General features: G+C 72.2%; 28 protein-coding genes. 13 read left to right on the top strand and 15 right to left on the bottom strand.

Features of this window, described 5'->3' with window-relative positions:
* The first annotated feature begins 57 nt into the window (after window positions 1-57).
* Entirely contained in the window at window positions 58-525 is a 468-nt protein-coding gene (locus ACZ7LS_RS06465) for a hypothetical protein (RefSeq protein ID WP_382526675.1), read from the top strand.
* A gap of 94 nt (window positions 526-619) precedes the next feature.
* On the opposite strand, the gene ACZ7LS_RS06470 is transcribed toward ACZ7LS_RS06465, so the two are convergent.
* Entirely contained in the window at window positions 620-1000 is a 381-nt protein-coding gene (locus ACZ7LS_RS06470; protein ID WP_382526672.1) for a winged helix-turn-helix transcriptional regulator, read from the bottom strand.
* A gap of 97 nt (window positions 1001-1097) precedes the next feature.
* On the opposite strand from ACZ7LS_RS06470, the gene ACZ7LS_RS06475 reads away from it, so the two are divergent.
* On the top strand, window positions 1098-1505 hold the full coding sequence (locus ACZ7LS_RS06475; RefSeq protein WP_382526669.1) for a RidA family protein: 408 nt from the start codon (window positions 1098-1100) through the stop codon (window positions 1503-1505).
* 33 nt (window positions 1506-1538) lie between these two features.
* On the opposite strand, the gene ACZ7LS_RS06480 is transcribed toward ACZ7LS_RS06475, so the two are convergent.
* The 4 genes from ACZ7LS_RS06480 to ACZ7LS_RS06495 form a co-directional block, all read right to left on the bottom strand.
* The gene (locus ACZ7LS_RS06480; RefSeq protein ID WP_382669374.1) at window positions 1539-2153 is read right to left on the bottom strand and encodes a nucleoside triphosphate pyrophosphatase; all 615 of its coding nucleotides are present in this window, start codon (window positions 2151-2153) and stop codon (window positions 1539-1541) included.
* A gap of 45 nt (window positions 2154-2198) precedes the next feature.
* Complete coding sequence (mmpB, locus tag ACZ7LS_RS06485; protein WP_382526663.1) at window positions 2199-2327, bottom strand: morphogenic membrane protein MmpB; 129 nt, start codon at window positions 2325-2327, stop codon at window positions 2199-2201.
* Between the two features lie 93 nt (window positions 2328-2420).
* Window positions 2421-2627 (bottom strand): acyl-CoA carboxylase epsilon subunit, encoded by a 207-nt coding sequence (locus tag ACZ7LS_RS06490; protein WP_385132042.1) that lies wholly within the window; start codon window positions 2625-2627, stop codon window positions 2421-2423.
* 23 nt (window positions 2628-2650) lie between these two features.
* Window positions 2651-4264 (bottom strand): acyl-CoA carboxylase subunit beta, encoded by a 1614-nt coding sequence (locus ACZ7LS_RS06495; protein WP_382669381.1) that lies wholly within the window; start codon window positions 4262-4264, stop codon window positions 2651-2653.
* A gap of 118 nt (window positions 4265-4382) precedes the next feature.
* Here ACZ7LS_RS06495 and ACZ7LS_RS06500 point away from each other — a divergent pair, with 118 nt between their 5' ends.
* From ACZ7LS_RS06500 to hutH, 5 genes are all read left to right on the top strand, one after another.
* On the top strand, window positions 4383-5261 hold the full coding sequence (locus tag ACZ7LS_RS06500; RefSeq protein ID WP_382526656.1) for a biotin--[acetyl-CoA-carboxylase] ligase: 879 nt from the start codon (window positions 4383-4385) through the stop codon (window positions 5259-5261).
* A gap of 259 nt (window positions 5262-5520) precedes the next feature.
* A complete protein-coding gene (locus ACZ7LS_RS06505; RefSeq protein ID WP_382526654.1) occupies window positions 5521-6660 on the top strand; it encodes an adenylate/guanylate cyclase domain-containing protein in 1140 nt (379 codons plus the stop codon).
* Between the two features lie 124 nt (window positions 6661-6784).
* A complete protein-coding gene (locus tag ACZ7LS_RS06510; RefSeq protein WP_382669389.1) occupies window positions 6785-7585 on the top strand; it encodes an enoyl-CoA hydratase/isomerase family protein in 801 nt (266 codons plus the stop codon).
* Between the two features lie 103 nt (window positions 7586-7688).
* On the top strand, window positions 7689-8942 hold the full coding sequence (locus tag ACZ7LS_RS06515) for a GGDEF domain-containing protein (protein ID WP_385132046.1): 1254 nt from the start codon (window positions 7689-7691) through the stop codon (window positions 8940-8942).
* Between the two features lie 130 nt (window positions 8943-9072).
* Window positions 9073-10614, top strand: coding sequence for a histidine ammonia-lyase (hutH, locus tag ACZ7LS_RS06520; protein WP_382526750.1), 1542 nt, complete (start codon window positions 9073-9075; stop codon window positions 10612-10614).
* A gap of 57 nt (window positions 10615-10671) precedes the next feature.
* Here hutH and ACZ7LS_RS06525 read toward each other — a convergent pair whose 3' ends face one another.
* Window positions 10672-10959 carry a hypothetical protein gene (locus ACZ7LS_RS06525; protein WP_382526645.1) on the bottom strand — a complete coding sequence of 96 codons (288 nt, stop codon included), beginning with the start codon at window positions 10957-10959 and terminating at the stop codon, window positions 10672-10674.
* Window positions 10960-11066: 107 nt separating this feature from the next.
* Between ACZ7LS_RS06525 and ACZ7LS_RS06530 the strand changes: the two genes are divergently transcribed.
* From ACZ7LS_RS06530 to ACZ7LS_RS06550, 5 genes are all read left to right on the top strand, one after another.
* Complete coding sequence (locus ACZ7LS_RS06530) at window positions 11067-11444, top strand: hypothetical protein (RefSeq protein WP_385132048.1); 378 nt, start codon at window positions 11067-11069, stop codon at window positions 11442-11444.
* Window positions 11445-11609: 165 nt separating this feature from the next.
* Window positions 11610-12869: a L,D-transpeptidase gene (locus ACZ7LS_RS06535; protein ID WP_382526747.1), complete on the top strand. Its 1260-nt coding sequence runs from the start codon at window positions 11610-11612 to the stop codon at window positions 12867-12869.
* A 161-nt stretch (window positions 12870-13030) separates the two neighbouring features.
* Entirely contained in the window at window positions 13031-14500 is a 1470-nt protein-coding gene (locus ACZ7LS_RS06540; RefSeq protein ID WP_382669400.1) for an ABC transporter permease, read from the top strand.
* A 97-nt stretch (window positions 14501-14597) separates the two neighbouring features.
* Window positions 14598-15281: an ABC transporter ATP-binding protein gene (locus tag ACZ7LS_RS06545; RefSeq protein WP_382526636.1), complete on the top strand. Its 684-nt coding sequence runs from the start codon at window positions 14598-14600 to the stop codon at window positions 15279-15281.
* A 149-nt stretch (window positions 15282-15430) separates the two neighbouring features.
* Window positions 15431-16420: a GNAT family N-acetyltransferase gene (locus ACZ7LS_RS06550; protein ID WP_382669404.1), complete on the top strand. Its 990-nt coding sequence runs from the start codon at window positions 15431-15433 to the stop codon at window positions 16418-16420.
* 84 nt (window positions 16421-16504) lie between these two features.
* Here ACZ7LS_RS06550 and abc-f read toward each other — a convergent pair whose 3' ends face one another.
* The 8 genes from abc-f to ACZ7LS_RS06590 form a co-directional block, all read right to left on the bottom strand.
* On the bottom strand, window positions 16505-18136 hold the full coding sequence (gene abc-f, locus ACZ7LS_RS06555; RefSeq protein WP_385132053.1) for a ribosomal protection-like ABC-F family protein: 1632 nt from the start codon (window positions 18134-18136) through the stop codon (window positions 16505-16507).
* Between the two features lie 174 nt (window positions 18137-18310).
* Window positions 18311-19768 carry a ParB/Srx family N-terminal domain-containing protein gene (locus ACZ7LS_RS06560; protein WP_382880654.1) on the bottom strand — a complete coding sequence of 486 codons (1458 nt, stop codon included), beginning with the start codon at window positions 19766-19768 and terminating at the stop codon, window positions 18311-18313.
* Window positions 19769-19942: 174 nt separating this feature from the next.
* Window positions 19943-20566: a hypothetical protein gene (locus ACZ7LS_RS06565; protein WP_385132056.1), complete on the bottom strand. Its 624-nt coding sequence runs from the start codon at window positions 20564-20566 to the stop codon at window positions 19943-19945.
* Complete coding sequence (locus tag ACZ7LS_RS06570; RefSeq protein WP_385132059.1) at window positions 20563-22038, bottom strand: hypothetical protein; 1476 nt, start codon at window positions 22036-22038, stop codon at window positions 20563-20565. The genes ACZ7LS_RS06565 and ACZ7LS_RS06570 overlap by 4 nt, the downstream gene beginning before the upstream one ends.
* Window positions 22035-22844: an ABC transporter ATP-binding protein gene (locus tag ACZ7LS_RS06575; RefSeq protein WP_382526619.1), complete on the bottom strand. Its 810-nt coding sequence runs from the start codon at window positions 22842-22844 to the stop codon at window positions 22035-22037. The genes ACZ7LS_RS06570 and ACZ7LS_RS06575 overlap by 4 nt, the downstream gene beginning before the upstream one ends.
* A gap of 100 nt (window positions 22845-22944) precedes the next feature.
* Window positions 22945-23862: a zf-HC2 domain-containing protein gene (locus ACZ7LS_RS06580; protein ID WP_385132062.1), complete on the bottom strand. Its 918-nt coding sequence runs from the start codon at window positions 23860-23862 to the stop codon at window positions 22945-22947.
* The gene (locus ACZ7LS_RS06585; RefSeq protein WP_385132065.1) at window positions 23859-24431 is read right to left on the bottom strand and encodes an RNA polymerase sigma factor; all 573 of its coding nucleotides are present in this window, start codon (window positions 24429-24431) and stop codon (window positions 23859-23861) included. Before ACZ7LS_RS06585 ends, ACZ7LS_RS06580 begins: the two co-directional genes overlap by 4 nt.
* A 133-nt stretch (window positions 24432-24564) precedes the next feature.
* Window positions 24565-25386: a hypothetical protein gene (locus ACZ7LS_RS06590; RefSeq protein ID WP_382526610.1), complete on the bottom strand. Its 822-nt coding sequence runs from the start codon at window positions 25384-25386 to the stop codon at window positions 24565-24567.
* A gap of 168 nt (window positions 25387-25554) precedes the next feature.
* On the opposite strand from ACZ7LS_RS06590, the gene ACZ7LS_RS06595 reads away from it, so the two are divergent.
* A complete protein-coding gene (locus tag ACZ7LS_RS06595) occupies window positions 25555-25920 on the top strand; it encodes a PH domain-containing protein (RefSeq protein ID WP_382526608.1) in 366 nt (121 codons plus the stop codon).
* A 39-nt stretch (window positions 25921-25959) separates the two neighbouring features.
* Here the strand turns inward: ACZ7LS_RS06595 and msrA are convergent, their stop codons facing one another.
* A complete protein-coding gene (gene msrA / locus ACZ7LS_RS06600; protein ID WP_385132069.1) occupies window positions 25960-26616 on the bottom strand; it encodes a peptide-methionine (S)-S-oxide reductase MsrA in 657 nt (218 codons plus the stop codon).
* Window positions 26617-26619 lie beyond the last annotated feature (3 nt).

Consider the following 26619-nt stretch of genomic DNA (forward strand, 5'->3'; position numbering starts at 1 on the left):
ATTCTCTGCACCCGCCGGGGCCCTTGTCCGGAGGTTTACCGGTTAGTAGCGTTCGCGATGTCCTACGTACTACCGGTAACAGGGGAAGAGGGTGGCGCCGTGGCGCGCAGACCGGTGGCCTGGGTGGCCGCGGCGGTGCTGCTGCTTGAGGCGGTCGGCATCGTGTTCGTCAACGGCGTGCTGGCGACGGTTGTTGACAACCAGCGGATGTCCCTCGCCGGACTCGACCCGTCCGCCATGTCGCTCGGTGCATGGGTGATGGGCGGCGTCTTCGGCTGCTATCTCGTGCTCGTCGCGGCGATTCTGGGGCGTACGGCCCTCAAGGACCGCATTCCGGGCCGTTTCGGCAGGGCCGTGCTCATCACCTGCGCGGTCGTGCACGGGGTGCTCGGCGCGGTGACGGTGGGGCTGGTGGGGTGGAGCGCCTTCGCGTTCATGATGGTCGTGCTGGGGATGATCGTGCTGGTGCTGGTGGGGTACGAACCGGAGCGGACGGCCCCGGACGACGAGCCCGCCCCCGCCTGATTCCGGCCACGTCCCGCGCGCGCTCGGCCGGGGTCCGCCCGGCCCCGGTGCGCTCGGGGCGTGTTCGGCCCGCGCGTGCTAGGGACGGGCTCGGTCAGGCGTCGAAGCGGTCGCGGGAGGACTCGATGTGCCCGAGGTACCGATGGGTCCAGTCGCACATTCCGCCGACCGTCTCCCGCAGCGCCCGGCCCGGCTCGGTGAGGGTGTACTCGACCCGCGGCGGCACGGTGGGGTGCACGGTCCGGTCGACCAGGCCGTTGCGCTCCAGCATGCGCAGGTTCTGGGTGAGCATCTTGTGACTGATGCCCTCGACTCCGTTCCGCACCTCACCGAAGCGCAGGGTGCCCTCGCCGAGCGCCTCGATGATCAGCAGCGCCCACTTGTTGGCGACGTCCGAGAAGATCTCCCGCGCGAGCGAGTCCGCGCGCGTCAGGTCGGCCTCGTCGGGCGAGCCCGTGAATTCCTTGGTCACCATCAGGTTCCCCAGTTACCGAAAAGTGCGTTCTTCCAGGTCAGCGGTCACTCTCCTACAGTTCTCCAGTAACCACAAGAGACCACGAGGAGCGGAGACCATGGCCATCACTCTGGTGAACCCCGGCGGGCTGCCGGACATCGCCGTCTACCGTCAGGTGTCGGTCGCGACCGGATCGAAGCTGGTCTTCATCGCAGGACAGGTCGCCTGGGACGCCGACGGGGTCACGGTCGGCGCGGGTGACCTCGCCGCGCAGGTCGAGCGGTGCTACCTGAACGTCGGCACCGCCCTGGCCGGCATCGGTGGCTCCTTCGAGGACGTGGCGAAGCTGACCGTCTACGTCGTCGACTGGACCCCCGACAAGATGCCGCTGTTCCTGGAGGGGGTGGACCGGGCCGCCGCGAAGCTGGGGGTCACGCCGCTGGCACCCGGCACGCTGATCGGCGTCGCGGCACTGGACGTGCCCGAGCATCTGGTGGAGGTCGAAGCCACCGCGGTCCTCGACTGAGCGGTCGGCTGAACAGGTGCCGGTGGGGCCGGTTCAGGCCCACAGGTCGGTGATCGTGACGCCGTGTTCGCCGAGCAGCCGGCGCAGCAGGGGCAGCGACAGGCCGATGACATTGCCGTGGCTGCCGTCGATCGCGTCGACGAAGGGCGCGGACCGGCCGTCCAGGGTGAAGGCGCCCGCGACGTGGAGGGGTTCGCCCGAGGCGACGTACGCGGCGATCTCGGCGTCCGTCGGAGTCCCGAAGCGGACGGTGGTCGACGCGGTCTCGGCGGCACGGCGGCCGGTCGTCGTATCGATCACGCAGTGACCGGTCCGCAGGATTCCGGCCCGTCCGCGCATCGACTTCCAGCGGGCGGTGGCCTCCTCGGCGTCGGCGGGCTTGCCGAACGCGTCGCCGTCCAGTTCGAGGACGGAGTCGCAGCCGACGACCAGCGCGCCGGCCGTCGCGGGGAGCGCGGCCACGGCGGTGGCCTTGGCCTCGGCCAGCACGAGCGCCAGTTCGGCGGGGGTCGGGGCGGAGAGGGCGTCCTCGTCGACGCCGCTGACGATCACCTCGGGGGCGAGCCCGGCCTGCCGGAGCAGTCCGAGACGGGCGGGGGAGGCGGAGGCGAGAACGAGCCGGCGGCGCTGATCGGTCATGCGGGCCATCGTAGGTCGCGGTGTCCGGCCGGTACGGGGGAGGTCCGGAGATGATCAGTGGAGGCCGAGCACGAGCATCGCCAGCACCACCGCCAGCGCGAGCAGCACACCGGCGCGGCGCAGCATGAGCTGCGCGTCGCGCATCTCCCTGGGGGGCTCGTTCTCCGGGTCGGACCACAGCATGGGACCGATACTCCGGCCGCCGGGTCCGCGGCGCCTGAGTACGTGTACTCAGGCGCCGCGGTGCCGACGGCCTATCCTCGCGCCCCAGCGGTGTCAGCCGGGCCAGTACGTGCGGGCCCAGGCCCGCGGCCCCGGGTCCGGGAGCCGGCGGCGGGCGATCCGCGTCGGGGCGGACCACTCGGCGGGGGGCGGCGCCGCGTCCGCCGGCGCGTCCGCCACCGCCGCGGCGCGGGCCCGTACCACCGCGAGTGCGGCGGCCAGTTCCTCCCGGGTGGGATTTCCTCGTACAACCTTGATCACTGTTCGGCGCCCTTCCCGGATTCCTAGAGGGGGATGTTGCCGTGCTTCTTCGGGGGCAGACTTTCCCGCTTCGTCCGCAGCTGACGCAGGCCCTTGACGATGTGTGCCCGGGTGTCCGACGGCATGACGACCGCGTCGACATAGCCGCGCTCGGCCGCCACGTACGGATTGAGGAGCGCGTCCTCGTACTCCTGGATCAGCTCGGCTCGCGTCTCCTCCTGCGCCGTCGCGTCACCGGCCGCGGCGATCGTGCGGCGGTGCAGGATGTTCACCGCGCCCTGCGCGCCCATCACCGCGATCTGCGCCGTCGGCCAGGCCAGGTTGAGATCGGCGCCCAGATGCTTGGAGCCCATGACGTCGTAGGCGCCGCCGAAGGCCTTGCGGGTGATCACCGTGATCAGCGGGACCGTGGCCTCGGCGTACGCGTAGATCAGCTTGGCGCCGCGCCGGATGATGCCGCCGTACTCCTGGTCGACCCCCGGCAGGAACCCCGGGACGTCCACGAACGTCAGCACCGGCACGTTGAAGGCGTCGCACGTACGGACGAAACGCGCGGCCTTCTCGGAGGCGTTGATGTCCAGACAGCCCGCGTACTGCATCGGCTGGTTCGCGACGATCCCGACCGGGAAGCCCTCGACCCGGCCGAAGCCGGTGATGATGTTCGGCGCGAACAGCGCCTGGGTCTCCAGGAATTCGGCGTCGTCCAGTACGTGCTCGATGGCCGCGTGCATGTCGTACGGCTGGTTCGCGGAGTCCGGGATCAGCGTGTCCAGCTCGCGGTCCTCGTCCGTCGGCTCAAGCGACGCCTCCTCGGGGAAGGCGGGCGGCTCGGACAGATTGTTCGAGGGGAGGTACGACAGCAGGGACTTGACGTAGTCGATGGCGTCCTTCTCGTCGCCCGCCATGTGGTGCGCGACGCCGGAGGTCGTGTTGTGCGTACGGGCGCCGCCCAGCTCCTCGAAGCCCACGTCCTCGCCGGTCACCGTCTTGATGACATCGGGACCCGTGATGAACATGTGCGAGGTCTGGTCGACCATCACCGTGAAGTCGGTGATCGCGGGGGAGTAGACCGCGCCGCCCGCGCACGGGCCGACGATCAGGCTGATCTGCGGGACGACACCCGAGGCGTGCACATTGCGGCGGAAGATCTCGGCGAAGAGACCGAGGGCGGCCACCCCCTCCTGGATCCGGGCGCCGCCGCCGTCGTTGATGCCGATGACCGGACAGCCGGTCTTCAGCGCGAAGTCCATGACCTTCACGATCTTCTCGCCGTAGACCTCGCCGAGCGAGCCGCCGAAGATCGTGAAGTCCTGCGAGTAGACGCAGACCGGCCGGCCGTCGACCGTGCCGTAGCCGGTGACGACCCCGTCCCCGTACGGGCGGTTCTTCTCGATGCCGAAGTTGGTGGAGCGGTGCCGGGCGAACTCGTCCAGCTCGACGAAGGATCCCTCGTCCAGCAGCAGATCGACCCGCTCGCGGGCCGTCAGCTTGCCTTTGGCGTGCTGCTTCTCCACGGCGCGCGCGGAACCCGCGTGCGTGGCTTCCTCGATACGCCGCCGCAGGTCCGCGATCTTTCCCGCGGTGGTGTGGGCGGCGGTTCCGTGGGGGATTCCTCGGGCGTTTTCCGGCTCGGACATCGGGATGCGGCTCCCTGCGGGGTCACGGATGCGGGTGTTCCGGCTGCTACTGATCCGTAGGGTATCGGCGCCGATACCGTTCGGCAGTGCGGTGTTGGCCACACCTAGGGTGGCTCGCATGACGGATCCCCATGCACCTGAGAGCCGCTGGTCCGACCTCGAACGCCCCCCGCTGAACGAGCGCGCGCTGCGCCGCGGGCTGATCCGGCCCGGCGGGCTGTGGAGCTCGCTCGACGTGGTCGCCGCCACCGGATCCACCAACTCCGATCTGGCCGCGCGGGCCGTGGCGGCGGCGGACGGCACACCGGGAGCCGCGGAGGGCACCGTGCTGATCGCCGAGGAGCAGACGGCGGGCCGTGGCCGGCTGGACCGGCGGTGGTCGGCGCCCGCGCGCTCCGGGCTGTTCTTCTCCGTACTGCTCAGGCCGGGCCCCGGCGTACCGGTCCACCGCTACGGCTGGCTGCCGCTGCTGACCGGAGTGGCCGTGGCGACCGGGCTGGCGCGGGCCGCGGGCGTGGACACGGCACTCAAATGGCCCAATGACCTGCTGGTGACCGTGGACGGCGAGGAACGGAAGGCCGGCGGGATCCTCGCGGAGCGCGCGGGGGACGGCGCGGTCGTGGTGGGTGTGGGCGTGAACGTCTCGCTGCACACGGCGGAACTGCCCGTACCGGCGGCCGGCTCGCTGGCCCTGGCGAACGCGGTGTCCCTCGACCGCGACACCCTGCTGCGCGGGGTCCTGCGGGCCCTGGAGCGGTGGTACGGGGAGTGGCGCGAGGCGGGCGGCGACCCGGGGCTCTGCCGGCTCCAGGAGGCGTACGCGGCGGGGTGCGCGACGCTGGGCCGCTCGGTACGGGCGGTCCTGCCGGGCGACCGTGAGCTGGTGGGCGAGGCGGTGGCGGTGGACGGCGACGGACGGCTGGTGGTCGCGACCGAGGACGGCGCCAGGCATCCGGTCGGGGCGGGCGACATCGTCCATCTGCGGCCGGCCGGCTGAGGCGCGCGGTGTCCGCTCGGGGGCGTCCGCCGCCGTGCCTGTTCGAGGGTGTCTGTTGACCTAGGCATATGCAGAATGCACATGGCCCGTCGCCGTGCCGGCCCCGGGGCGTCCGCCGGCGACGGCCCGTGACCGGACCGTCGCGCCCGGATTCAGGTTCCTCACGCGATACGTGAGCCAGCGCACATCTGCCGTATCGTTGAGGCGGTCCACGACAGATCGGCAGGGCAGTGCGCAGGGAACGGGCAGGAGGCGGCTGGTGACCGTCGACGATTCGACTTCCGGCGAGGACGCGCAGCCGCCGTCGGAGTCCTCGGTACACCCCAATCCCCACCATGTCGTCGACCACACGGCCGAGCCGTCCGACGACCCGCTGGCCATCCGCCTCGAACAGCTGATCCTCGGCGCCGAACGCCGCTACACCCCCTTTCAGGCGGCCCGTACCGCCGGCGTCTCGATGGACCTCGCCTCCCGCTTCTGGCGGGCCATGGGCTTCGCGGACGTCGGCCAGGCCAAGGCGTTCACCGAGGCGGACGTCCTGGCGCTGCGACGGCTCGCCGGTCTGGTGGAGGCGGGGCTGCTCAGCGAGCCGATGGCGATCCAGGTCGCCCGCTCGACCGGACAGACCACCGCCCGGCTGGCGGAGTGGCAGATCGATTCGTTCCTGGAGGGGCTCATCGAGCCGCCCGAGCCGGGGATGACCCGTACGGAAGTCACGTACCCCCTGGTGGAGCTGCTCCTGCCCGAGCTGGAGGAGTTCCTCGTCTACGTCTGGCGGCGCCAGCTCGCCGCCGCCACCGGCCGCGTCGTCCAGGCCGCCGACGACGAGGAGATGGTCGACCGCCGGCTCGCCGTGGGCTTCGCCGACCTCGTCGGGTTCACCCGGCTGACCCGGCGGCTGGAGGAGGAGGAACTCGGCGAACTGGTCGAGGCGTTCGAGACGACCGCGGCCGACCTCGTCGCCGCGCACGGCGGCCGGCTGATCAAGACCCTCGGCGACGAGGTCCTGTTCGCGGCGGACGACGCGGGCACGGCCGCGGAGATAGCGCTGCGCCTGATAGAGACCATGACCCATGACGACTCGATGCCGGCGCTGCGCGTCGGGATCGCGTTCGGGACGGTCACGACGCGGATGGGCGACGTGTTCGGCACGACCGTGAACCTCGCGAGCCGGCTGACCTCCATAGCGCCGAAGGACACGGTGCTGGTCGACGGCGCGTTCGCGGAGGAGCTGATCCGCACGGGCGACGCCCCGGCTTCCGAGGCGCAGGCGGCGAAGGCCGAGAAGGAGGGCGCGGCGCTGCCCTCGTACCGCTTCGGGCTCCAGCCGATGTGGCAGCGGCCGGTGCGGGGACTGGGCGTGGTGGAGCCGTGGCTGATGGGGCGGCGCAACGCTTAGGGCCGCGCACGGTTCTTCCGGGCCCGGGGGGGGGCGTCCGCCGGGCCCATGGCCCCTCCGCGAGGCCGCCCCCTAGGATCGGTCCGACGGAAGTGAACTGTCGTTAACCGGGAGGGGTGCGGTCGTGACTGAGGCTGAGCAGAGGTTCGGGGAGTTCGTCGTCGTACGGCGGCACGGCCATGTCGCCGAACTGGTCCTGGACCGGCCCAAGGCCATGAACGCCGTCTCCACCGAGCTGGCCCGGTCCCTCGCGGCCGCGTGCGACGCGCTCGGCGCCGACGGGGATGTCCGGGTCACGGTGCTGACCTCCACCCACGCGCGGGCCTTCTGCGTCGGCGCGGACCTCAAGGAGCGCAACTCCCTCAGCGACGCCGAACTCGTGCGCCAGCGCCCGACCGCGCGGGCCGCGTACACCGGCGTACTGGAACTGCCGATGCCGACGATCGCGGCCGTGCACGGCTACGCGCTGGGCGGCGGCTTCGAGCTGGCGCTCGCCTGCGATCTGATCGTCGCCGACCCCACGGCGGTCGTGGGGCTGCCCGAGGTGTCGGTCGGGGTGATCCCCGGCGGCGGCGGTACGCAGCTGCTCCCGCGCCGCGTCGGCGCCGCGCGCGCCGCGGAACTGGTCTTCACCGCACGGCGGGTGGCCGCGGCCGAGGCGGCGGCGCTGGGGCTGGTCGACCAGCTCGTGGACGAGGGCGCCGACCGGGACGAGGCCCTGGCCCTGGCCGGCCGTATCGCCGCCAACTCGCCCGTCGGCCTGCGCGCCGCCAAGCGCGCGCTGCGGCTCGGGCACGGGCTCGATCTGCGCGCGGGACTTGAGGTCGAGGACGCCGCGTGGCGGTCCGTCGCGTTCTCCGGGGACCGGGCGGAGGGGGTCGCCGCTTTCAACGAGAAGCGGAAGCCGCAGTGGCCCGGTGAGTGAGCGCGCCTGAGCACGCCACGGGGCGCGCGGTACGGGTGAACGCGGCGTGATCACCCACCGGTCCGGATGATCAAATCCCGTCAAACCGTCTTAAGGTGGGGCGATGGGAGTGGATGGGCGACTGCGCGCCATAGTGCGACTGTCTCAGGCGATGGCGGCGGCCCCAACAGCGCGGGAGTCCTGGCGGGCCGCGGCGCGCGGCGCGCTGGAGGCGCTCGGCGGGAGCTTCGGGGCGCTGTCGGTGTGGGAGCGGGATCTCGGTCGCCTCAAGGTGCTGGTGAACACGGGGGCACGGGCGGCCGGGGAGGAGGAGTTCCCCGAGGACGAGACGTATCCCGTGCATGAGTTTCCCGAGATCGCGGAGTTCCTGCACGGGCGCTGGGCGGGCGGCGGCGGGCCGCAGGCCTGGGTCGAGACGGCGGCGGGGCCGGCTGTCGCGCCGACGCCGGCTGTCGCGCCGGCGCCGCCGGAGGGCCCGGGGCACTCGGGGGGCTCGCGGGGCTCGGGAGGCCCAGGGGGCTCGGGAGACCCGGGGGGCTCGGGCGTACCCGGCTACAACCGCCAGCGCGTGGCCGCGCTGCGCAGGCGGGGCCGCGGCTGCTGCGTCGTCGCGCCGATCGTGCTGCACGGGCGGGCGTGGGGCGAGCTGTATGTGGCCAGGCCCCCGGAAGCACCGGTCTTCGACACGGCCGACGCGGATTTCGCCACCGTCATCGCGTCGGTGGTGGCGGCGGGGATCGCGCAGACGGAACGGCTCGAAGAGGTCCGCAGGCTCGCCTTCACCGATCCGCTGACCGGACTCGCCAACCGGCGCGCGGTCGACGTACGGCTCGACGAGGCGATCGTCCGGTACCAGGAGCAGGGGGCCGTCGTCAGCCTGGTCGTCTGCGATCTCAACGGCCTCAAGAAGGTCAACGACACCCACGGCCATGCGGCCGGTGACCGTCTGCTGGAACGGTTCGCCACCCTGCTGTCCGTATGCGGCGCGCGGCTCCCCGGCGCGCTGGTGGCGCGACTGGGCGGGGACGAGTTCTGTCTGCTGACGGTGGGGCCCACGTCGGACGAGGTGCTGACGGTGGCGGCCGAGGTGTGCGAGCGGGCGGCCGGGCTGGATCTGGGCGAGGGCGTGGCGTGCGGGATCGCGTCGACGGGGGACCCGATCGGGGAGGTGGGGTCGGCGCGACGGCTGTTCCGGCTGGCGGACGCGGCGCAGTACCGGGCGAAGGCGGCGCGGGCGGGCGGGCCGGTCGTGGCGGGGCGGGACGGCGCGGTGCTGAGACTGGCGGACGCGCCGGCCCCGGCGCGGGGCGAGAGACGGCGCTTCCGCGACGCGCCTCCCTCCGCGGGGTCGGCGTAGCCGGCGGGTCCGGTGGTCTTCGGCCGGGTCCGGTTTCCAGGTGCGGGTCGCCGCCGGGAGTTGCCGCCGGGAGGCGAACCGCCGACTAGTGACACGCTGCGATTCAGTCCGTACGCTCCTGAATATGGATATGCACACTGTCGTGTTGGGGACGTCCGGGACGACCGCCGAGGATGTGGTCGCCGTGGCCCGGGGCCACGCCCGGGTCGAGCTTTCCGGTGAGGCCCTCGACGCGCTCGCCGCCGCGCGGGAGGTCGTGGACGCGCTGGCCGCCAAGCCCGAGCCGGTGTACGGGGTGTCCACCGGGTTCGGGGCGCTCGCCACCCGGTGGATCAGCCAGGATCTCCGGGCCCAGCTCCAGCGCAACATCGTGCGGTCGCACGCCGCCGGGATGGGGCCCCGCGTCGAGCGTGACGTCGTACGGGCGCTGATGTTCCTGCGGCTCAAGACCCTGGCCTCCGGACGCACCGGCGTACGCCCGCTCGTGGCGCGGGCCATGGCCGGCGTACTGAACGCGGGGATCACGCCCGTGGTGCACGAGTTCGGCTCGCTCGGCTGCTCCGGGGACCTCGCGCCGCTCTCCCACTGCGCGCTGACCTTGATGGGCGAGGGCGACGCGGAGGGCCCCGACGGTGTCGTACGGCCCGCGGGGGAGCTGCTCGCCGCGCACGGGATCGAGCCGGTCGAGCTGCGCGAGAAGGAAGGGCTCGCCCTGCTCAACGGCACAGACGGCATGCTCGGCATGCTGGTCATGGCGATCGCCGATCTGCGGCGGCTCTACACCTCAGCCGACATCACCGCCGCGCTGAGCCTGGAGGCCCTGCTCGGTACCGCCAAGGTCCTCGCCCCCGAGCTGCACGCCATCCGCCCGCACCCGGGCCAGGGTGCCAGCGCCGCCAATATGCTGCGGGTGCTCGCGGGGTCCGGACTGACCGGGCACTTCCAGCAGGACGAGGCCCCCCGGGTCCAGGACGCCTACTCCGTGCGCTGCGCCCCGCAGGTCGCCGGCGCGGGCCGGGACACGCTGGCGTACGCGAGCGTCGTGGCCGACCGGGAGCTGGCGTCGGCGGTCGACAACCCCGTCGTTCTCCCGGACGGCCGGGTCGAGTCCAACGGCAACTTCCACGGCGCCCCGGTGGCGTATGTGCTGGACTTCCTGGCGATCGCCGCCGCCGACCTCGGTTCCATCGCGGAGCGCCGTACGGACCGGCTGCTGGACAAGAACCGCTCGCATGGACTGCCCCCGTTCCTCGCCGATGACGCGGGCGTCGACTCGGGGCTGATGATCGCCCAGTACACCCAGGCCGCCCTGGTCAGCGAGATGAAGCGGCTCGCGGTGCCGGCCTCGGTCGACTCGATCCCCTCCTCCGCGATGCAGGAGGACCATGTCTCCATGGGCTGGTCGGCCGCGCGCAAGCTCCGTACCGCCGTCGACAACCTGACCCGCGTGATCGCCGTCGAGCTGTACGCCGCGACGCGCGCGATCGAGCTGCGTACGGGCCTGACGCCCGCGCCCGCCTCCCAGGCGGCCATCGACGGCCTGCGCGCCGCGGGCGTCCAGGGGCCGGGGCCCGACCGCTTCCTCGCGCCCGACCTCGCCGGGGCCGACGCGTTCGTGCGCGGGGGCGGGCTCGTCGCCGCGGTCGAGCCGGTGACCGGGCCGCTGGCCTGAGACGCGGAGGGGCCGCCGGGTTCCGGCCCGGCGGCCCCTCCGTCGTATGTACGCGTCTCAGAGCGACGCGCGGACACTTCTGCGTATGGAGTACGCGACGAACCCCGCGCCGATCCCGAGACAGAGGCTCCCGCCGATCAGATACGGCGTGGTGTCCACGCCGCCCGTATCGGCGAGGGTCAGTGGCGCGGAGTCCCCGGCGGTGAGGCCCTGGGCGGATGCGGCTGACTGCTCCCGCGGACCGTGCTGCTCCTCGGTGGCCTTCGCTGAGGGCACGAACCACAGGGCGCAGAGCAGGGTGCCGGCGGCGGTAGCTGTCAGGAGCGGTCGGCGTGCGATTGACACGTGATCGATCCCCCTTGTGACAACGCCGAATTGGCTGGGTGCGGTGATGTTAGTGATAGCAGCGGGTCGCGGGAAAGTCGCGGGGTCGGGAGCTTACCCTCCGTCGTATGAGCGATTCTGAGACATCACGGTATGTTCGGGTACAGGTGGAATTGGTGCTGGAGGTCGATGACGCTGAGCGACTGAGCGCCGCCGCCCTCGCCCGCATCGGCGAGGACGAGTCCCTGCCGGACGACGAGCGGGCGCATGCCCGGTCCGCGGTCCGGGAAGACGAGGCGGAGGCCCTCGCGTATCTGGTGGAGCCCTTCGACCTCGTCAAGGAGGTCCCGGGGGTCGAGCTGGCCCAGGCCTCCTGGACCAGCGAACTGATCGACTACGACCCCGACGCGGTCGAGTGGGCCCTCGACGAGGACGACGAGAGCGACGGCGAGGACGACGGCGAAGAGGCCGGGGTCGAAGGCGAGGTCGGAGCTGGTCGGATGTAGACCGGAGGCGTGTCACTCTGGTAAGCCCCGGTCCGCCGTAGCCGACGGGCCGGGGCTCGCGCGTTTCCGCGCGGCGAGTGGCGTTCACCACATCCTCGGCGGATGTGGAACCGGACGAACCGGTACAGGTGTTCTTAAGTGTTATCGGCAGGGTAAGCGGCGATGATGGAGAAGCGTGTGATGAGGGACAGCAAGCGGCGCAAGGTCATCGCGGCCGCGTCCGCGGTGCTCGGCGGCGTACTGGTGCTTTCGGCCTGTAGCCAGGGAGCGGACAAGAGCCCTTCCGAGAGCTCGGCGTCGGCCCAGGCCAAGGCCGACGAGGTGGCCGCCAAGGAGACCTCGCAGGCCCAGATATCCATCGCGCCCAAGAACGGCGCGACGAATGTGGGCATCAACAACGACGCCAAGGTCACCGTCACCAAGGGCACCCTCACCAGCGTGACCATGACCACCGCGGACGGCACCGCCGTCAAGGGCACCCTGGCCGCCGACGCCAAGAGCTGGAAGCCGGACGCGCAGCTGGAGCGCTCCACCTCGTACAAGATCACCGCGACGGCGAAGGACGCCAAGGGGCGCGAGGCCCATGAGAACTCCTCCTTCACCACCGTCTCGCCGAGCAACAGCTTCATCGGGAACTTCACCCCCGAGGACGGCTCCACGGTCGGCGTCGGTATGCCGGTCTCGATCAACTTCGACAAGGCGATCACCGACAAGAAGGCCGTCCAGGACGGCATCACCGTCACGTCGAGCAGCGGCCAGCAGGTCGTCGGCCACTGGTTCAACCAGCAGCGCCTCGACTTCCGCCCCGAGCAGTACTGGACGGGCGGCTCCACGGTCACCCTCAAGCTGAACCTGGACGGGGTCGAGGGCGCCGACGGCGTCTTCGGTGTCCAGCAGAAGACGGTCACCTTCCAGATCGGCCGCAGCCAGGTCAGCACGGTCGACGTCAAGAGCAAGACGATGACCGTCGTGCGCGACGGCAAGACGCTCAAGACCATCCCGATCTCGGCCGGCTCGCCCGAGAACACGACCTACAACGGTCAGATGGTGATCTCCGAGAAGTTCAAGGAGACCCGGATGAACGGTGCCACGGTCGGCTTCACGGACGACGACGGCAAGGGCGAGTACGACATCAAGGACGTCCCGCACGCCATGCGGCTGTCCACGTCCGGGACCTTCATCCACGGCAGCTACTGGGGCGGCAACGCGTTCGGCAACGTCAACACGAGCCACGGCTGTGTGGGTCTGAAGGACGTGAAGGGCGCCGGTGACCCCAACCAGCCGGCCGCCTGGTTCTACAACAACTCGCTCATCGGTGACGTGGTCGTCGTCAAGAACTCCGCCGACAAGACCATCGCCCCGGACAACGGCCTCAACGGCTGGAACATGAACTGGTCGGACTGGCAGGCCGGTTCGGCCGCCTGACCGACGCGGGCCGGCACGGGACCGGGTCCGCGGGCGGACGGGTCCGGGTACGCGGCTGAACGGCGGCGGCACCTCCTCCAGGTGCCGCCGCCGTTCGCGTTCTCATCCCGCTCTCACCCGGCCCTTAACTCTTCATCACACCGGGCTCCTAGCTTCGGCGCATGTTCTTCACCTACCTCAGGCGCGAGCTGCGCCGACGCAGAAAGGCGGCGCTCGTCGTCGCCTCGGGGCTCGCCCTGGGCATCGCGCTGGTGATCATCGTCAGCTCCGTCTCCGCGGGCATGAGCCAGGCCCAGGACAAGGTCCTGCAATCGCTGTACGGCCTCGGCACCGACATGACCGTCACCAAGGCCGCGGCCCCGCCCGGCGAGGGCGACACCAACCGGCGGCGCTTCGAGTTCGACGCCGACGGCGACAGCGGCGCCGAACAGAGCAGCGACCGGGTGATGGTGCAGGGCTTCCAGACCCTGGCCTCCTCGACCGTCACCGAAGTCGGCGGCCAGAGCGGGGTGGACCAGGCCGTCGGCGGGCTCAGCCTGACCGTGCTCAAGGTCAACGGCGAGTTCAAGCCCGGCGAGATCGCCCCGCCGCAGGGCGGTGACCGGACAGGCCAGGGCGGCGCGGGCGGCTCCGGGGGCTCCGGCGGCGGACAGGTCCGGGGAGGCGGCGCCGCGTTCGACGTCAACTCCTACTCCGTGTTCGGCACCGATGTCGCCGCGCCCGCGCTCGGCCCGCTGACCTCGTCCAAGATCACCACGGGCCGTACGTTCAAGACCACCGAGACGGACGCGGCGGTGGCGGTCGTCGACAGCGCGTACGCCAAGGAAAAGAGCCTCGCGGTCGGCAAGACCGTCACCATCTCCGGCACGAAGTTCTCCGTCGTCGGCGTCGCCACCGCCGACAGCGGGGACTCCGCCGCCAACCTCTACATCCCGCTGAAGAAGGCCCAGACCCTGGCCGACTCCAAGGACAAGGTCACCACGGTCTATGTCAAGGCCGCCGACTCGCAGCAGATCGACAGCGTCAAGTCCGCCATCCAGAAGAACATCCCGGACACGACGGTCACCACCTCCGCCGATCTCGCCGGCACCGTGTCCGGCTCCCTGTCCACCGCATCCGACCTCGCCACGACGGTCGGCACCTGGCTCTCCGTCGCCGTGCTGATCGCGGCCTTCCTGGTGGCGGGGCTGCTCACCTCCTCGGCCGTCAGCCGCCGGGTACGGGAGTTCGGCACGCTCAAGGCGCTCGGCTGGAAGAGCGGCCGGGTCACCCGCCAGGTGGTCGGCGAGGCGCTCGTCAACGGACTGCTCGGCGGTGCGCTCGGTATCGCCCTCGGTCTCGGCGGCGCCTCTCTCGTCACCGCCATCAGCCCGACCCTCACGGCGCAGCTCGGCGCCGCGGGCGGCGGAGGGGGCGGCGGCTTCGCCGGCGGCGGTCCCGGGGGCGGGGGCGGCCCCGCGCGGCAGGCCGCGACCAAGGCGCTCGACATCGCCCTGACCGCGCCCGTCTCCGTCTCCACCATCGGTATCGCCGTGGGGCTGGCCGTCGCGGGCGGTCTGATCGCCGGCGGCTTCGGCGGCTGGCGGGCCTCCCGGCTGCGGCCCGCGGACGCCCTGCGCCGCGTCGAGTAGCCCCGTCCCCCTCCCGCGGGATTCGCGGCGATTCCCGCCGGATCTCGCGGCAACAGGACTCAGCAGCAACAGGACTTCGCACAGCAGGAGTTGCACCGTGTACCAGCTCAGAGGCGTCACCAAGCGCTACTCGCGCGGCAAGAAGACCGTCGACGCGCTCGCCGGCGTCGATCTGACGATCGAGGACGGCGGCCGGCTCGTCATCCAGGGCCCGACCGGAGGAGGAAAATCCACGCTCCTCCAGATGCTGGGCGGCCTCGACCGCCCGACGCAGGGGAGCGTCGAACTGGACGGGGTGGATCTGGCGCGGCTGCCCGAGGCCAGACTCACCAAGGTACGGGCGGAGAACATCGGCTTCGTCTTCCAGAGCTTCAACCTCATCCCCACACTGACCGCGCAGGAGAACGTCGAGACGGCGCTGGTGCCGCTCGGCCTCAAGAGCGCGGCCCGGCGCGAACGCGCGGCGGAGGCGCTGGGCTCCGTCGGCCTCGGCGAACGGCTCGGCCATGTGCCGGGCGAACTCTCCGGCGGCCAGCAGCAGCGGGTCGCGATCGCCCGCGCGCTCGTCAAGCGGCCGAAGGTGCTGCTCGCCGATGAACCCACGGGAAACCTCGACGAGTCGATGCGTGACGAGATCATGGAACTGCTGGAGGGCCTCTGGAAAGAGCACGGTCTGACGTTCATCATGGTCACTCACGACAGCTCGATCGCCCGGCGCGCCCCACGGCTCGCCACGATCCGCAAGGGACGGGTCACGATCACCGAGAACGCCGCGGCCTGACGCCGCAAGGTCCCGGTGGCGCACGCGCCGGGCCGTACGGACCCGGACGCAAGGGCCTGGCCGTACGGCCCCGGACGTACGGCCAGGTTCCGCCCGGACGTCTCCTCAAGTCGGAGGCGTCACCCTCCTCGTACGCGTAGGTTCGATCCATGCTGATCACTCTGGGAAGCCCGCCCTCGGACGCCGAGACCGACGCCTGGCACGCGGTGATCAGCGCGGCCCATGTCCGCGATCTGCCGGCCTCCGCGCCGGAGCCGAGCAGGACGGAGACCGCCGGAAAGCTGCGGGTCCCGCCGGTGAGCGGGAGAAACGTTCACCTCGCGGCGGTGGGCCAGGACGGCTCGTACGAGGGTGTCGCCTCGCTGCTGCTGTTCACCGACGAGACCAACCGGCACACCGCCTTCCTGGACGCCCTGGTGGTACGCCCCGACGCCCGGCGGCGCGGCATCGGCGCGACGCTCTGGACGGCGATACGCGCCGAACTCGCCGCCCAGGGGCGCTCCTCGGTCTCGACCGTCCTCGAACTCGGCGGCGCGGGCGAGGCGTTCGTCGACAGCCTCGGCTTCACGAACGTACTGCGGCTCGGCTGGTACGTGCAGCGCGTCGCCCAGGCGCTGGAGGAGGTGCCGCAGCCCGCGCTGCCGGAGGGGCTGCGCTTCGCGGGCTGGTCGGGCGTCGTACCCGACGGGACGGCCGAGGCGTTCGCCCGCGCGCATGACGCGAGACGTGACGTATCCGGGCCCAGCAGACAGCTGGACGAACGGACACCGAGCTGGGACGTGGAGCGGGTACGGACCGCGGCCCGGCTGATCGAGCAGCGCGGCGGCGTCGTCCTCACCTCGGCGGTCCTCGACACCGAGCGGGACGACGCCGTCGTCGCCTACACCGAGCTGGTCCTGACGGCCCCCTCGGACACCCGCGCGCTCCAGTACGACACGGTGGTCGTCCCCACACACCGGGGCCGCGGCCTGGGCCGCGCCGTCAAACGCCATCTGCTGGGCCGGCTGAGCGAACTGCACCCGGGCGTACGGGAGATCCGTACCACCGTCGCCGACGACAACACGTCGATACTCGCGATGAACGAGGCACTCGGCTACCGGCGGGAGCGGCCGGCGGGAATCTTCCAGGCGAAGCTCTGACGCTCCTGTCGTCGCGATGCCCGCCCGCCCGCCGACCGGCCGGCCGTCCGGCCTCTCATCCCGCCCGCCGGCTCGCCAGGCGGATCAGCTCATGACGCGGCCCGCCCGCAGTTCCAGCCGCCCGCCCGTGAAGCGGGCGCGGAAGTCGCGGTCGTGTGAGACCACCACCACCGCTCCCGCGTAGGCCGTCAGTGCCTCCTCCAGCTCCTCCACCAGACTGAGCGCCACATGGTTCGTCGGTTCGTCGAGGACGAGCAGCTCGGCGGGGCGGGTCACCAGCCGGGCCAGTTCCAGTCTGCGCCGCTGGCCGACCGAGAGCGCCGCGACCGGGACGCGGAGGTCGTCCGGGCGGAACAGGCCGAGGGCCAGCAGCGCGTCCGCGTGCTCCTCCGGGAGCCCGGGGCGGCCCGTGGCGAAGGCGCCCAGCAGGGGGAGCCCGGACGGTACGGCGGGCAGGTCCTGGGGCAGATAGCCGATCCGGCCCGTGTGGCGCACCGCGCCGCTGTCCGGGCGCAGATCACCGGCCAGGACCCGGAGCAGCGTGGTCTTGCCCGCGCCGTTGGGTCCGGTCACCAGCAGCCGTTCGCCCGCCTTCACACGCAGACCGGCCACCGCCAGCCGGTCGCCGACGACCACGTCGTCCAGTTCGGCGACCACTCCCTCGACGGCCGTCCCTTCCGTTCTCTCCGCGCCGCCGGACGCGAGCGTGGCCGTGAACCGCAGCGGCTCGGGCGGCGCGGGCACCGGATTCTCCCTGAGCCGCCCCAACCGCTCCCGCGCCGCCCTGACCTGCCCGGACAGCTTCGCCTCGTGCGAGCGGCGGTGCTTGCCGAAGCCCTGGCGCGGATCCTTGCCGGTGGCCGCGAGGCGCCGGCCGGACGCTTCGACCAGCTCCTCCGTACGGGCCAGCTCGTCCAGATACTCCAGACGGTCCTGCTGCCGGCGGCGCCGGGCCGCCGCCTTCGCCGTCCGGTAGCCGTGCCAGCCGTCCCCGTACCGGGTCACCGTACGGGTGTCCCGGTCGACCTCCAGGATCGTCGTCGCGATCCGCTCCAGGAACGCCCGGTCATGGGTGACGGCGAGTACCGTCCCGCGATGCGCCCTGAGCTGGTCCTCCAGCCAGGTGCTCGCGCGGAGGTCGAGATGGTTGGTGGGCTCGTCGAGCAGCAGCAGTTCGGGCGCCGACGCCAGGACGCAGGCCAGCGCCAGCCGGGACCGCTCGCCGCCGGAGAGCGAGCCGAGGGTGCGGTCCCGGGTCACCCGGGCGAGTCCGAGGCCGTGCAGCGCGGCGTCGACACGGGCGTCCGCGCGGTAGCCGTCGCGTTCCTCGTACGCCGCCAGCAGTTCGCCGTAGGAGGCCAGTTCGTCGGGACCGGCCTCGCCGAGTGCCGCTTCGGCCGCCGCGATCCGGCGCTCCAGCGCGCGCAGTCCGGCCAGGGCCGCGTCGACGGCGTCCTGGACGGTGTGGCCGGGATCGAGGGCGAGGGTCTGGGCGAGATGGCCGACGCCGCCGGGGAAGCGGACCGTGATCTCACCGTCGTCGGGCCGTTCGGCCCCGGCGAGCAGCCGCAGCAGTGTCGACTTGCCGGAGCCGTTCTCCCCGATGACTCCGGCCTTCTCGCCGGGACGTACGGTCAGTGACACCTGGTCGAGAACCGACCGGTCGCCGTACGCCTTGGACACGTCTTTCATCGCCAATTGGGCGCGTTCGCGCATGCTTCTTCCTGGATTGTCACGCCCTTGTGCAGGGCTGAGCAGTGTCGGACCTGGGGAGCGGGTCCGGAATCACAGGAAGTAGTAGTGCGCGAACATGCCGTCCACTGTAGCCGCGCCTTCCGGCGCGGCCCAGGGGATTTACGGGTGCCTGTGACGGCACGGTGCGGGTGCCTGTTACGGGTTGCCCACCAGCTGGACCGGTCCGTTCAGCGTGTTCGGCGTGCAGCCGGGGCCCGACAGCGTCAGCCGCTGCTTGGTGTCGACCACGGAGAGGGGACCGGTCAGCGAGGTGCCGCAGAACTGGACCGTGTGGGCACCGACCGCCTGGACGGGCCCGGTGATGTCCGCGCCCGTCGCCACCAGGCTCGCGCCCGAGCCGACCACGACGGGGCCGGTCTGCCGCGTGCCGTTCAGGCAGAGGACGCCCGAGGAGACGACCAGCGGGCCGGTGTGCTTGCCCGTCAGTGTCTTCGTGCAGGCGGGCGTGGCCGAGATCCGGGCGCGGAAGTCCAGCGCGTACGCGAGCTTGCCGGGCTTCGCGTCCGAGATCGGGGCGCTCAGCTTGCCGAACTCGCCGCCGGTCGGCTTCTTCCCGGCGTTCCACTCCGGCATCCGGCCCAGCTCGTCGGCGGTGCGGCCGTCGGCGATGACGGCGTCACCCGCCGTGCCCGACATCGCCTCGGAGGCGGCGCGGATCGCGGTCAGATAGGAGGCGGGGGAGTCGAGGTCGTACGTGCCGAGGTCCACGCGGTCGCGCAGCCAGGTGCCCCAGAGAAACTCCAGGTACTCCGCCGCGGCCTCGGGGGCCTGGTAACCGATGTCGCGCGTGAAGTAGACGAGGCTGCGGTAGCGGTCGTCATGGAAGCGGGCCAGACCGAGGCGCTGGGGGAGCTGGTCGGTGGTGATGGGGTCGTTGTTCTCGTCGCGCAGCCAGACCCACTTCTTCTCCCGCATGGTCCCCCAGAAGGCGGCGGGCGACAGGCCGCTCAGATTGCCCGCGACGCGCAGCCGGATGTGCGTCTTCGGGCCGCCGTCGGGCGTTTCGAGGAAGGACGTCAGGCTGTGGTGTCCGTCGGTGAGATACAGCTCGCCGCCGGGGCCGATGACGACCGTCTTCATCGCGGCGCGCGTCTCGTCCGTCTCCTGGCCGACCGGGACGGCGCAGGTGAAGCTGGTGGGGTCGGAGAGCGTGGCGCCCGGCGGCACCGTCGCCGCCTCCTCCTGGCCGTTGGTCTCGCACCAGTCGTCGAAGCGCTTGTTGAAGTCGCCGTTCTGCTCGTCCTTGGTGCTGCTGTAGCGGCCGAGCTTGTAGTAGATCTGGTCGAAGCCCACGGAGGGCTGGGTGGGGCGCAGTTGGTCCAGCGTGACATCGAGGAGGTCGCCGACCTCGGCCTTGAGGGCGGAGCTCTTGGCTCCCGCACCGGCCGTGCCCGCCGTAGCCGCTTCTGCCGTGCCCGCCGTGCCCGTCGGGGCCGCGCCGGCGGGGGAGCCGCTCGCGACGACACCGCCCAACGCGAGCGCGCCCGCGGCCAGTCCGGCGGCCAGACCGCGCGCCGCGCCGCCGGGGCGCCCGCCGGCCCGTGCGGTGCGGTGGCTGTCGGGCCGGTGCTGCGTACGGGCTGAGGCGGTCATACGGTCTCCAGTTGGTGTCGTCACGGGACCGCGCCCCCGCGGGAGGCGTGGTGGGTCGCGCATATCCACTCACCTCTCCGGGTACTGACCGGCGGCTTTCGGCCATCGCGAAGGTGTCGGGCGGGTGAACGGTGGCGTCGGGGCGGGGTGTTGTACGGCCGGTGCGGTGCCGGTTCAGCGCCTGGGCCCGGCCAGCGCGTAGAGCGGCCCGCCGCCCGCCGCGAGCGCGACCGCCGTCCAACTGGCGGTGGCCGTACCGGACGGCTGGAGCAGCCAGGTCGCGACCTGGGCCGCCGCCCCGTCCGTGGGCGGTACGAAGAGCGCCACCGCGCACCAGCCGAAGGGCAGGATCCAGGCGTACCGGCCGCCCCACAGCACCGCACCGATCGCGGCGAGCCCCGCCGATCCCGCACTGTTCCGTATGAGGGTCCCGGCCCGCACCGGCTCGTCACCGGCGGCCAGGAGGGCGAGCAGTACCGCTCCGGCGAGCACCCCGATGAGCAGGACGTGTGCCGCGCGCCGGGGCGCCCAGCGGATCGCCGCCGTACGGTCGAGCGCGCGGTCCTGCCCGCTCAGGCCGACCGTGGCCGCCGCCACCACGGAGGCCAGCAGCAGGACCTGGGTCCTCGGATCACCGGATCCGGCACCCCGGGTGAGCGACCAGGTGGCGGCGGTGGCGATCAGAACGGCGGCGAGGGACGCGGGGACCTGGCGGGAGCGCGCGTAGAGCGTCAGCCAGCGGGCGGTCGGCCGGTGGACGCGGGCATCCGCTCGCCGTTCCGTCTGCCGCCCGCTCACCGGGGACCGCCGTTCTTCAATACGTCCAGCAGGTCACCGTCGCAGGAGAGGGCGGCGGTCCGCAGCGCCGTGATCCGCTCGCGTTGCGCGCCGGGCGGCAGGGCGCGCAGCGCGTCCCAGGCGGGCCCCGCCAGCGCCTCGGCGTCGGCGCGCGGCCAGGCGGCGCCGCGCAGGGGCTTCAGATCACCGGTGAACCAGGCGGCGGCCACCGTCCGCGCGGCCAGCTCGCGTACGACCTCGGTCTTGTAGGACGCCTGCCGCTGCTCCTCGGTCGGGTCGCTCGTGTCCGCGTCGAGACAGGGCGCCGTGCCGGCGCCCGCCAGCAGGGCGCGGGTGTACTCGTCCTTCGTCGCGCCGTCGAGCGCCTGCGCCGCGAAGTCGACGGGCACGGCGTCGGCGGGGACGGGGGTGGCTACGACGGGGGTGGCTACGACGGGGGCGGAACGGGGCGCCTTCGTTCCTCCGTTCCCTTCTCCGGGCCACGGATCGACGCTCTCGCGCACCGCCGACGGCGGGTCGGGCAGCCGCCCCAGCAGCCGCAGGGCCTCCTCGCCTGGGCCCTTGAGCGCGGCCAGCCGGGGTTCGTGCAGCTTCGTCACGCAGACGCGGCCCTCGCACACCAGCGCCGTCGCCGCCTTGTCGAGCGCGTAGTTGCGCGCGTTGTCGGCGGGCAGGAGCGGTACGGCGACAGCCGCGCCCGCCACCACGGGCAGCAGCGCGAGCAGCCGGGCGCGCGGCTTCCGGGCCACGAGCAGGAGGAAACCGGTGGCCGCCAGCCCGAGCAGCCAGAGGGCCTGTCCCGCGTGGACGCGCCAGGTGACGGTCAGGAACGCGCTGTACACCTGGGAGAGCGCGGGGGAGAGGAGCACGATCCGGTTCGGCACCAGGTCGCCGGTGACCGTCTCGTGCACGACCAGCACCGCCGTCAGGGATCCCAGCGCGAGCACCGGCGGGGTCAGCGCGGACGGTACGGTCCTGGCGACCCCCATGCCCAGCAGAGCGCCCGCGACCAGTGCCAGCACCCCGACCGCCAGCACCGGCAGCCAGCCGAGGTGGACGTATCCGTCGTTGGCGAGCGCCCGCGCCCCGCCGTAGAGGAACACCAGCACGTACGCGGCGGTCAGCGAGAGCGCGAACGCGCCCGCGGTCGTCGTGGCGCGGTGCCATCCGGGACGCGGGGTGGCCGCGAGGAGTTCGGACGTACCGGAGCGCCGGTCCCGTATCCCCTGCACCGCCCCGGCCGTCACCGCCAGGGGCCACATGAGCACCATCGTGAACCGTTCCCACCAGGCGGTGGAGGTCCACTGCCGCGTCCAGCTCTCGGCTCCCGTCCACCACGGTCCGTTGACCAGCTGGAGGAGGGCGAGCGTGACGATCAGGAGGAGGACGCCGGCCAACGGGGCGGCCGAGCGGCGGAGTTCGATGCGCAGGATCCGGCCTGTACCGGTGCCAGCGGGGGCTTTCGGGCTCACCACGTACCTCTTCCCGGCTCGGAGCGCATGAGCAGCGCCGCGTAGCCACGCTCGATGGGGCTGTCGCCCGGGTGCTCGGCGCCGCCCGCGTCGGCGAGCCGCGCCGGGGTGCCCCGGAACACCAGCGCGCCGTCCGCGATGAGCACCACGTCCGTACAGGCCGCCGCGACGTCCTCGACCAGATGCGTGGAGACGACCACACAGCTGTCCGCGCCGAGTTGGTGCAGCAGCTCGCGGAAGCGCATCCGCTGCGCGGGGTCGAGCCCGGCCGTCGGCTCGTCGAGCAGCAGGATCCGCGGGTCGTTGACGATCGCCTGGGCGATCCCCGCGCGCCGCACCATGCCGCCGGAGAGGGTCTTCAGCCGGTCGTCGGCGCGGTCCGCGAGACCCACGCGCTCGACGGCGCGCTGGACCGCGCCGGGGATCTCCTCGCGCGGCACCTCCTTCAGCCACGCCATGTACTCGACGAACTCTCGGACGGTGAAGCGCCGGTAGTACCCGAACTCCTGCGGCAGATAACCGATACGGCGGCGCAGCTCGCGCCGGCCGGTCTGCGCGCCCGCGGGCGTGCCCAGCAGTTCGAGGGTGCCTCCGGCGGGCCTGAGGACGGTGGCGAGCGCGCGGATGAGGGTGGTCTTGCCGGCTCCGTTGGGCCCGAGCAGACCGTGGACGCCGGTACCGAGGTCCAGATCGAGGCCGTCGACGGCCATCTTGCGGCCGCCGGCCCGTACGCGCAGTCCTTCGGCCCGGATCTCCCAGGCGTAGGTCCGTGCCGCCACTTCGGCGGCGGGCACGCCGCGCGTCATTTCGTCACCACTTCGGTCATGGGTAAAGGCCCTTTCGCGTGTGTGTCGCAGGGTGGGGCGGGGTGGGTGGGTGTGCGCGTGGGGCTGTGGCGCGCCCGGCTCAGCGGTGGATGCCGAGGAGGGTGTACGCGCCTCGGCGGGCGATCACGACCACCAGACCGAGCGCGCAGACGGCGCCCCATACGGGCAGGGCGTCCGCGTGGAGGGCCGCGGGCGTACGGCTCACGGCCACCGTCGGCGCCACGATCACCGCCGCCCAGACCGCCACCAGCCCGATCGCGGCCCGTGTCACCCCGATCAGCCCGCCGAGCGCGAGCGCGCCGGTGGTGAACGCCAGACAGGGCAGCAGCCACTGCGCGACGCCGGCGCCGGTCACCCAGCCGGCCACCAGCAGCGCGGAGATCACCACGACGAGTACGGATGTCGTGCGCCGGAGCACCAGTTGGAGCCCGGCGCGCGGGGTGCCCGCGATCAGCTCGTACGCCGGATCGAGGCCGCGCGCCCAGGAGGCGGCGACACCCAGCACGGGCAGTACGGGGGCCAGCAGCAGGACGAAGGAGACGCCCTGGCCGCCCTGGCCGCCCTGGCCGCTCAGATCGCTCAGATCGCTCAGGCTGTCGAGGATCACGGCGATCAGGGTGACGAGGACGGTCATGAACAGCCACGGCACCATCACGGGTGAGGCCCAGGCCGAGAGCGGTCTGGCCCACCGGCGGCGTCGTGGCATCGGCGCGCTCGCCGGGAGCCGCGGCGTCAGTTCGGCCCAGACCCCGTCGACGAGCGCGGTCACGGCCGGGGTGGTGTCGCGGGTGGCCGCGGCGAGGCGGGCGCGGCAGCGCGCACAGGACTCCAGATGGGCTTCGAGCGCCCACACTTCGTCGTGCGCGAGGCCGGCGCCGCCCGCCCCCGCCCCCGCCCCGTGTCCGGCGTCCGTGGCGCCCGTATCCTCCGTGTCGCCTCGCGCGTACCGGCCGATGAGCCGCTCCGACGGGTGTTCCACCTGGTCTCCCGCGCTCATGACAGCGCCTCCCGCATCGCTCTCCGTGCCCGCCGGGCGCGGGTCTTGACGGTTCCTTCCGGCACCCCGAGCAGTACGGAGGTCTCCCGTACGGTCATCCCGTCGAGCACCATGGCCCGCAGTACGTCGCGCAGTTCGGGCGCGAGCCGCCGCAGCGCGTCGCCGACCTCCCCGTCGACCGCCGCCGCCAGTACCTCGTCCTCGGCGGCGGGCGCGGCAGCCGGCCTGGTGGCGTCGGCGGTCACGGCGGCGGGCAGCCGGGCCTGGTGCGCGCGCCTGCGGAAGGCGTCGACGAGCCGGCGCGCCGCGATCGTCCACAGCCATCCGACGGCGGTGCCGCCGACCGCGGCCCCCGCGAACGCGCTCGCGGCGCGCCACACCGCCAGATACGTCTCCTGCATGACCTCGGCGACGATCTGCTCATCGGCGCACCGCCGCCGCAGCCGCACCGCCAGCCATGGCGCCGTACGCCGGTACAACTCCTCGAACGCGGCGCGGTCGCCCTTGGCGATCAGCTTGACGAGTCTCTCCTCGTCAAGCTCCGCTGGTGTCTTCCCGCTGAATCCCACACCGGCTAGACGTACGTGTCAGGCATGAGGTTTTCCATCCGGTGTGCCCTGTGTCACATTCTGGCAAGGCGTGGCGTGGCGAGGCGGGGGCGTGGCGTGGCGTGGCGAGCCGGGAGGGGGCGGTGACGGGGACTCAGCGGCGGGGCCGGAGCCGGTGTATGCGGTCCAGGTCGCCCGCGAGCAGATCGTCGTGGGTGATGGCGAAGTCGCCGTTGGGGAGTGAACGGCCGCCGAAGTAGGAGCCCATGACGGTGTCCGGCAGATACTGCCGCAACTGGTGGCGCATCCCGGGCGGATAGTCGACGGCTTCCCCCCAGCCCTCCGGCGCCTCGTCGGTGCCGAGCAGCACCCAATGGTCCACGGGGACCTCGGCGTCGAGGTCGGGCGGCTCGCCCGTATGACAGTCCAGCGCGGGCAGTGTCAGCCGGTCGGGGGCCATCGGCCGGTACCACATCAGCAGCGGCTTCGCCCGCTCCGCCTCGGCGTTGTCGAAGCAGCACACGGCGATGGAGTGGCCGGGGTAGTGGGCCGCGTAGAACTCCAGCAGGCGCGGATTGAGGCGCGGCCGTCTGCGTAACGGCACCTGTATCAGGGCGGATTCGAGGAGCGTCGGATCGGTGGCGAGCAGCACGGTGTAGATGTCGTGGTCGAACACCTCGACCCGCCCGGAGTCCCACCCCATCCACGCCATCCCGCCCCACCCCGCGGCGGGAACCGGCCGCACGGCGTCGACCATCCGGCTGAGCACGTCAGGAGTGCGCCCCGCCGACAGGAAGTTCTCCCGGGACATCTGCCGCGCGGGCAGATGCAGCAGCATGGCGTTGGGCCCGACGGCGAGACTGGCCGCGGTGTTCTGATACCCGAGGACATGAATCAGCCCGTGCGCCGCGTGATGCAGCCTCCCGGCGTACAGGGTGGTGCCTGAGAACTCCGCCTGGTCCGTCGAGACGCACATGGGCTCAAGTTATCCGCCGGGACGGGGGGCGTGAAGTGGGCGTGTTCGGGCGCGATGTGGGCAGGAGCGTACCCCGGTCCCAGTCGGCGCGGAGGCGACGGCGCCTGACGCATCGCGTGGCCGGTATAGTCCGAAGATCAGGTAATTTCCGCGTATGGGGGTCCAGTTATGGCACTGTTCGGCAACGCGCACACGGTCGACCCGGCGGCGGCGCAGCAGGACTACGCGCGCCTCCTGGGCCAGGGCGAACAGGTACACGCCGCGTACACGCTGATCCGCGACACGATGCTCTTCACCGACCGCCGCCTCATCCTCGTCGACAAGCAGGGGATCACCGGCAAGAAGGTGGAGTACCACTCCATCCCCTACCGGAGCATCACGCACTTCGCGGTGGAGACGGCCGGCACGTTCGATCTCGACGCGGAGCTGAAGATCTGGATCTCCAGCAACCCCGCGCCGGTCACGAAGACGTTCACGAAGGGCGTCGACATCTACGAGGTGCAGGCCATCCTGACCCAGTTCGTCGCCCGGTAGGCGCGACAGGTCCCGCAGGCCCGTCAGGCCCGCGTCGGGTCAGGCGGAGGCCACGCCGATCGGGCAGGAGACGCCCGTGCCGCCGAGGCCGCAGTAGCCCGCCGGGTTCTTGTCCAGGTACTGCTGGTGTTCGGCCTCCGCCGGGTAGAACGTGCGGCCGTCCGCCGGGAGGATCTCCGTGGTGATCGTGCCGTAGCCGTTGCCCGTGAGGACCTTCTGATAGGCCGCGCGGGAGGCTTCCGCCGCCTCGGACTGGGCCGGGGAGTGCGTGTAGACCGCCGAGCGGTACTGCGTGCCGACGTCGTTGCCCTGGCGGAAGCCCTGCGTCGGGTTATGGGACTCCCAGAAGAGCTTCAGCAGGCCGGCGTACGAGACGACCTTGGGGTCGTAGACGACGCGGACCGCTTCGGTGTGGCCCGTCAGGCCCGAGCAGACCTCTTCGTAGGTGGGGTTCGGCGTGGACCCGCCCTGGTAGCCGACCAGCGTGGTCCAGACGCCTTCCTTCTGCCAGAACGTGCGCTCCGCGCCCCAGAAACAGCCCAGGCCGACGTCCGCGATCTCCAGGCCCTGCGGATACGGGCCCAGCAACGGGTTGCCGAGGACCGTGTGGCGGGAGGGGACCGCGAACGTGGGCTCCGGGCGGCCGCGCAGGGCCTGCTCGGGGGTGGGGAGCTCGGGGGTGCGGCGCAGGAACATGGC

The sequence above is a fragment of the Streptomyces sp. NPDC039430 genome (assembly GCF_055639435.1).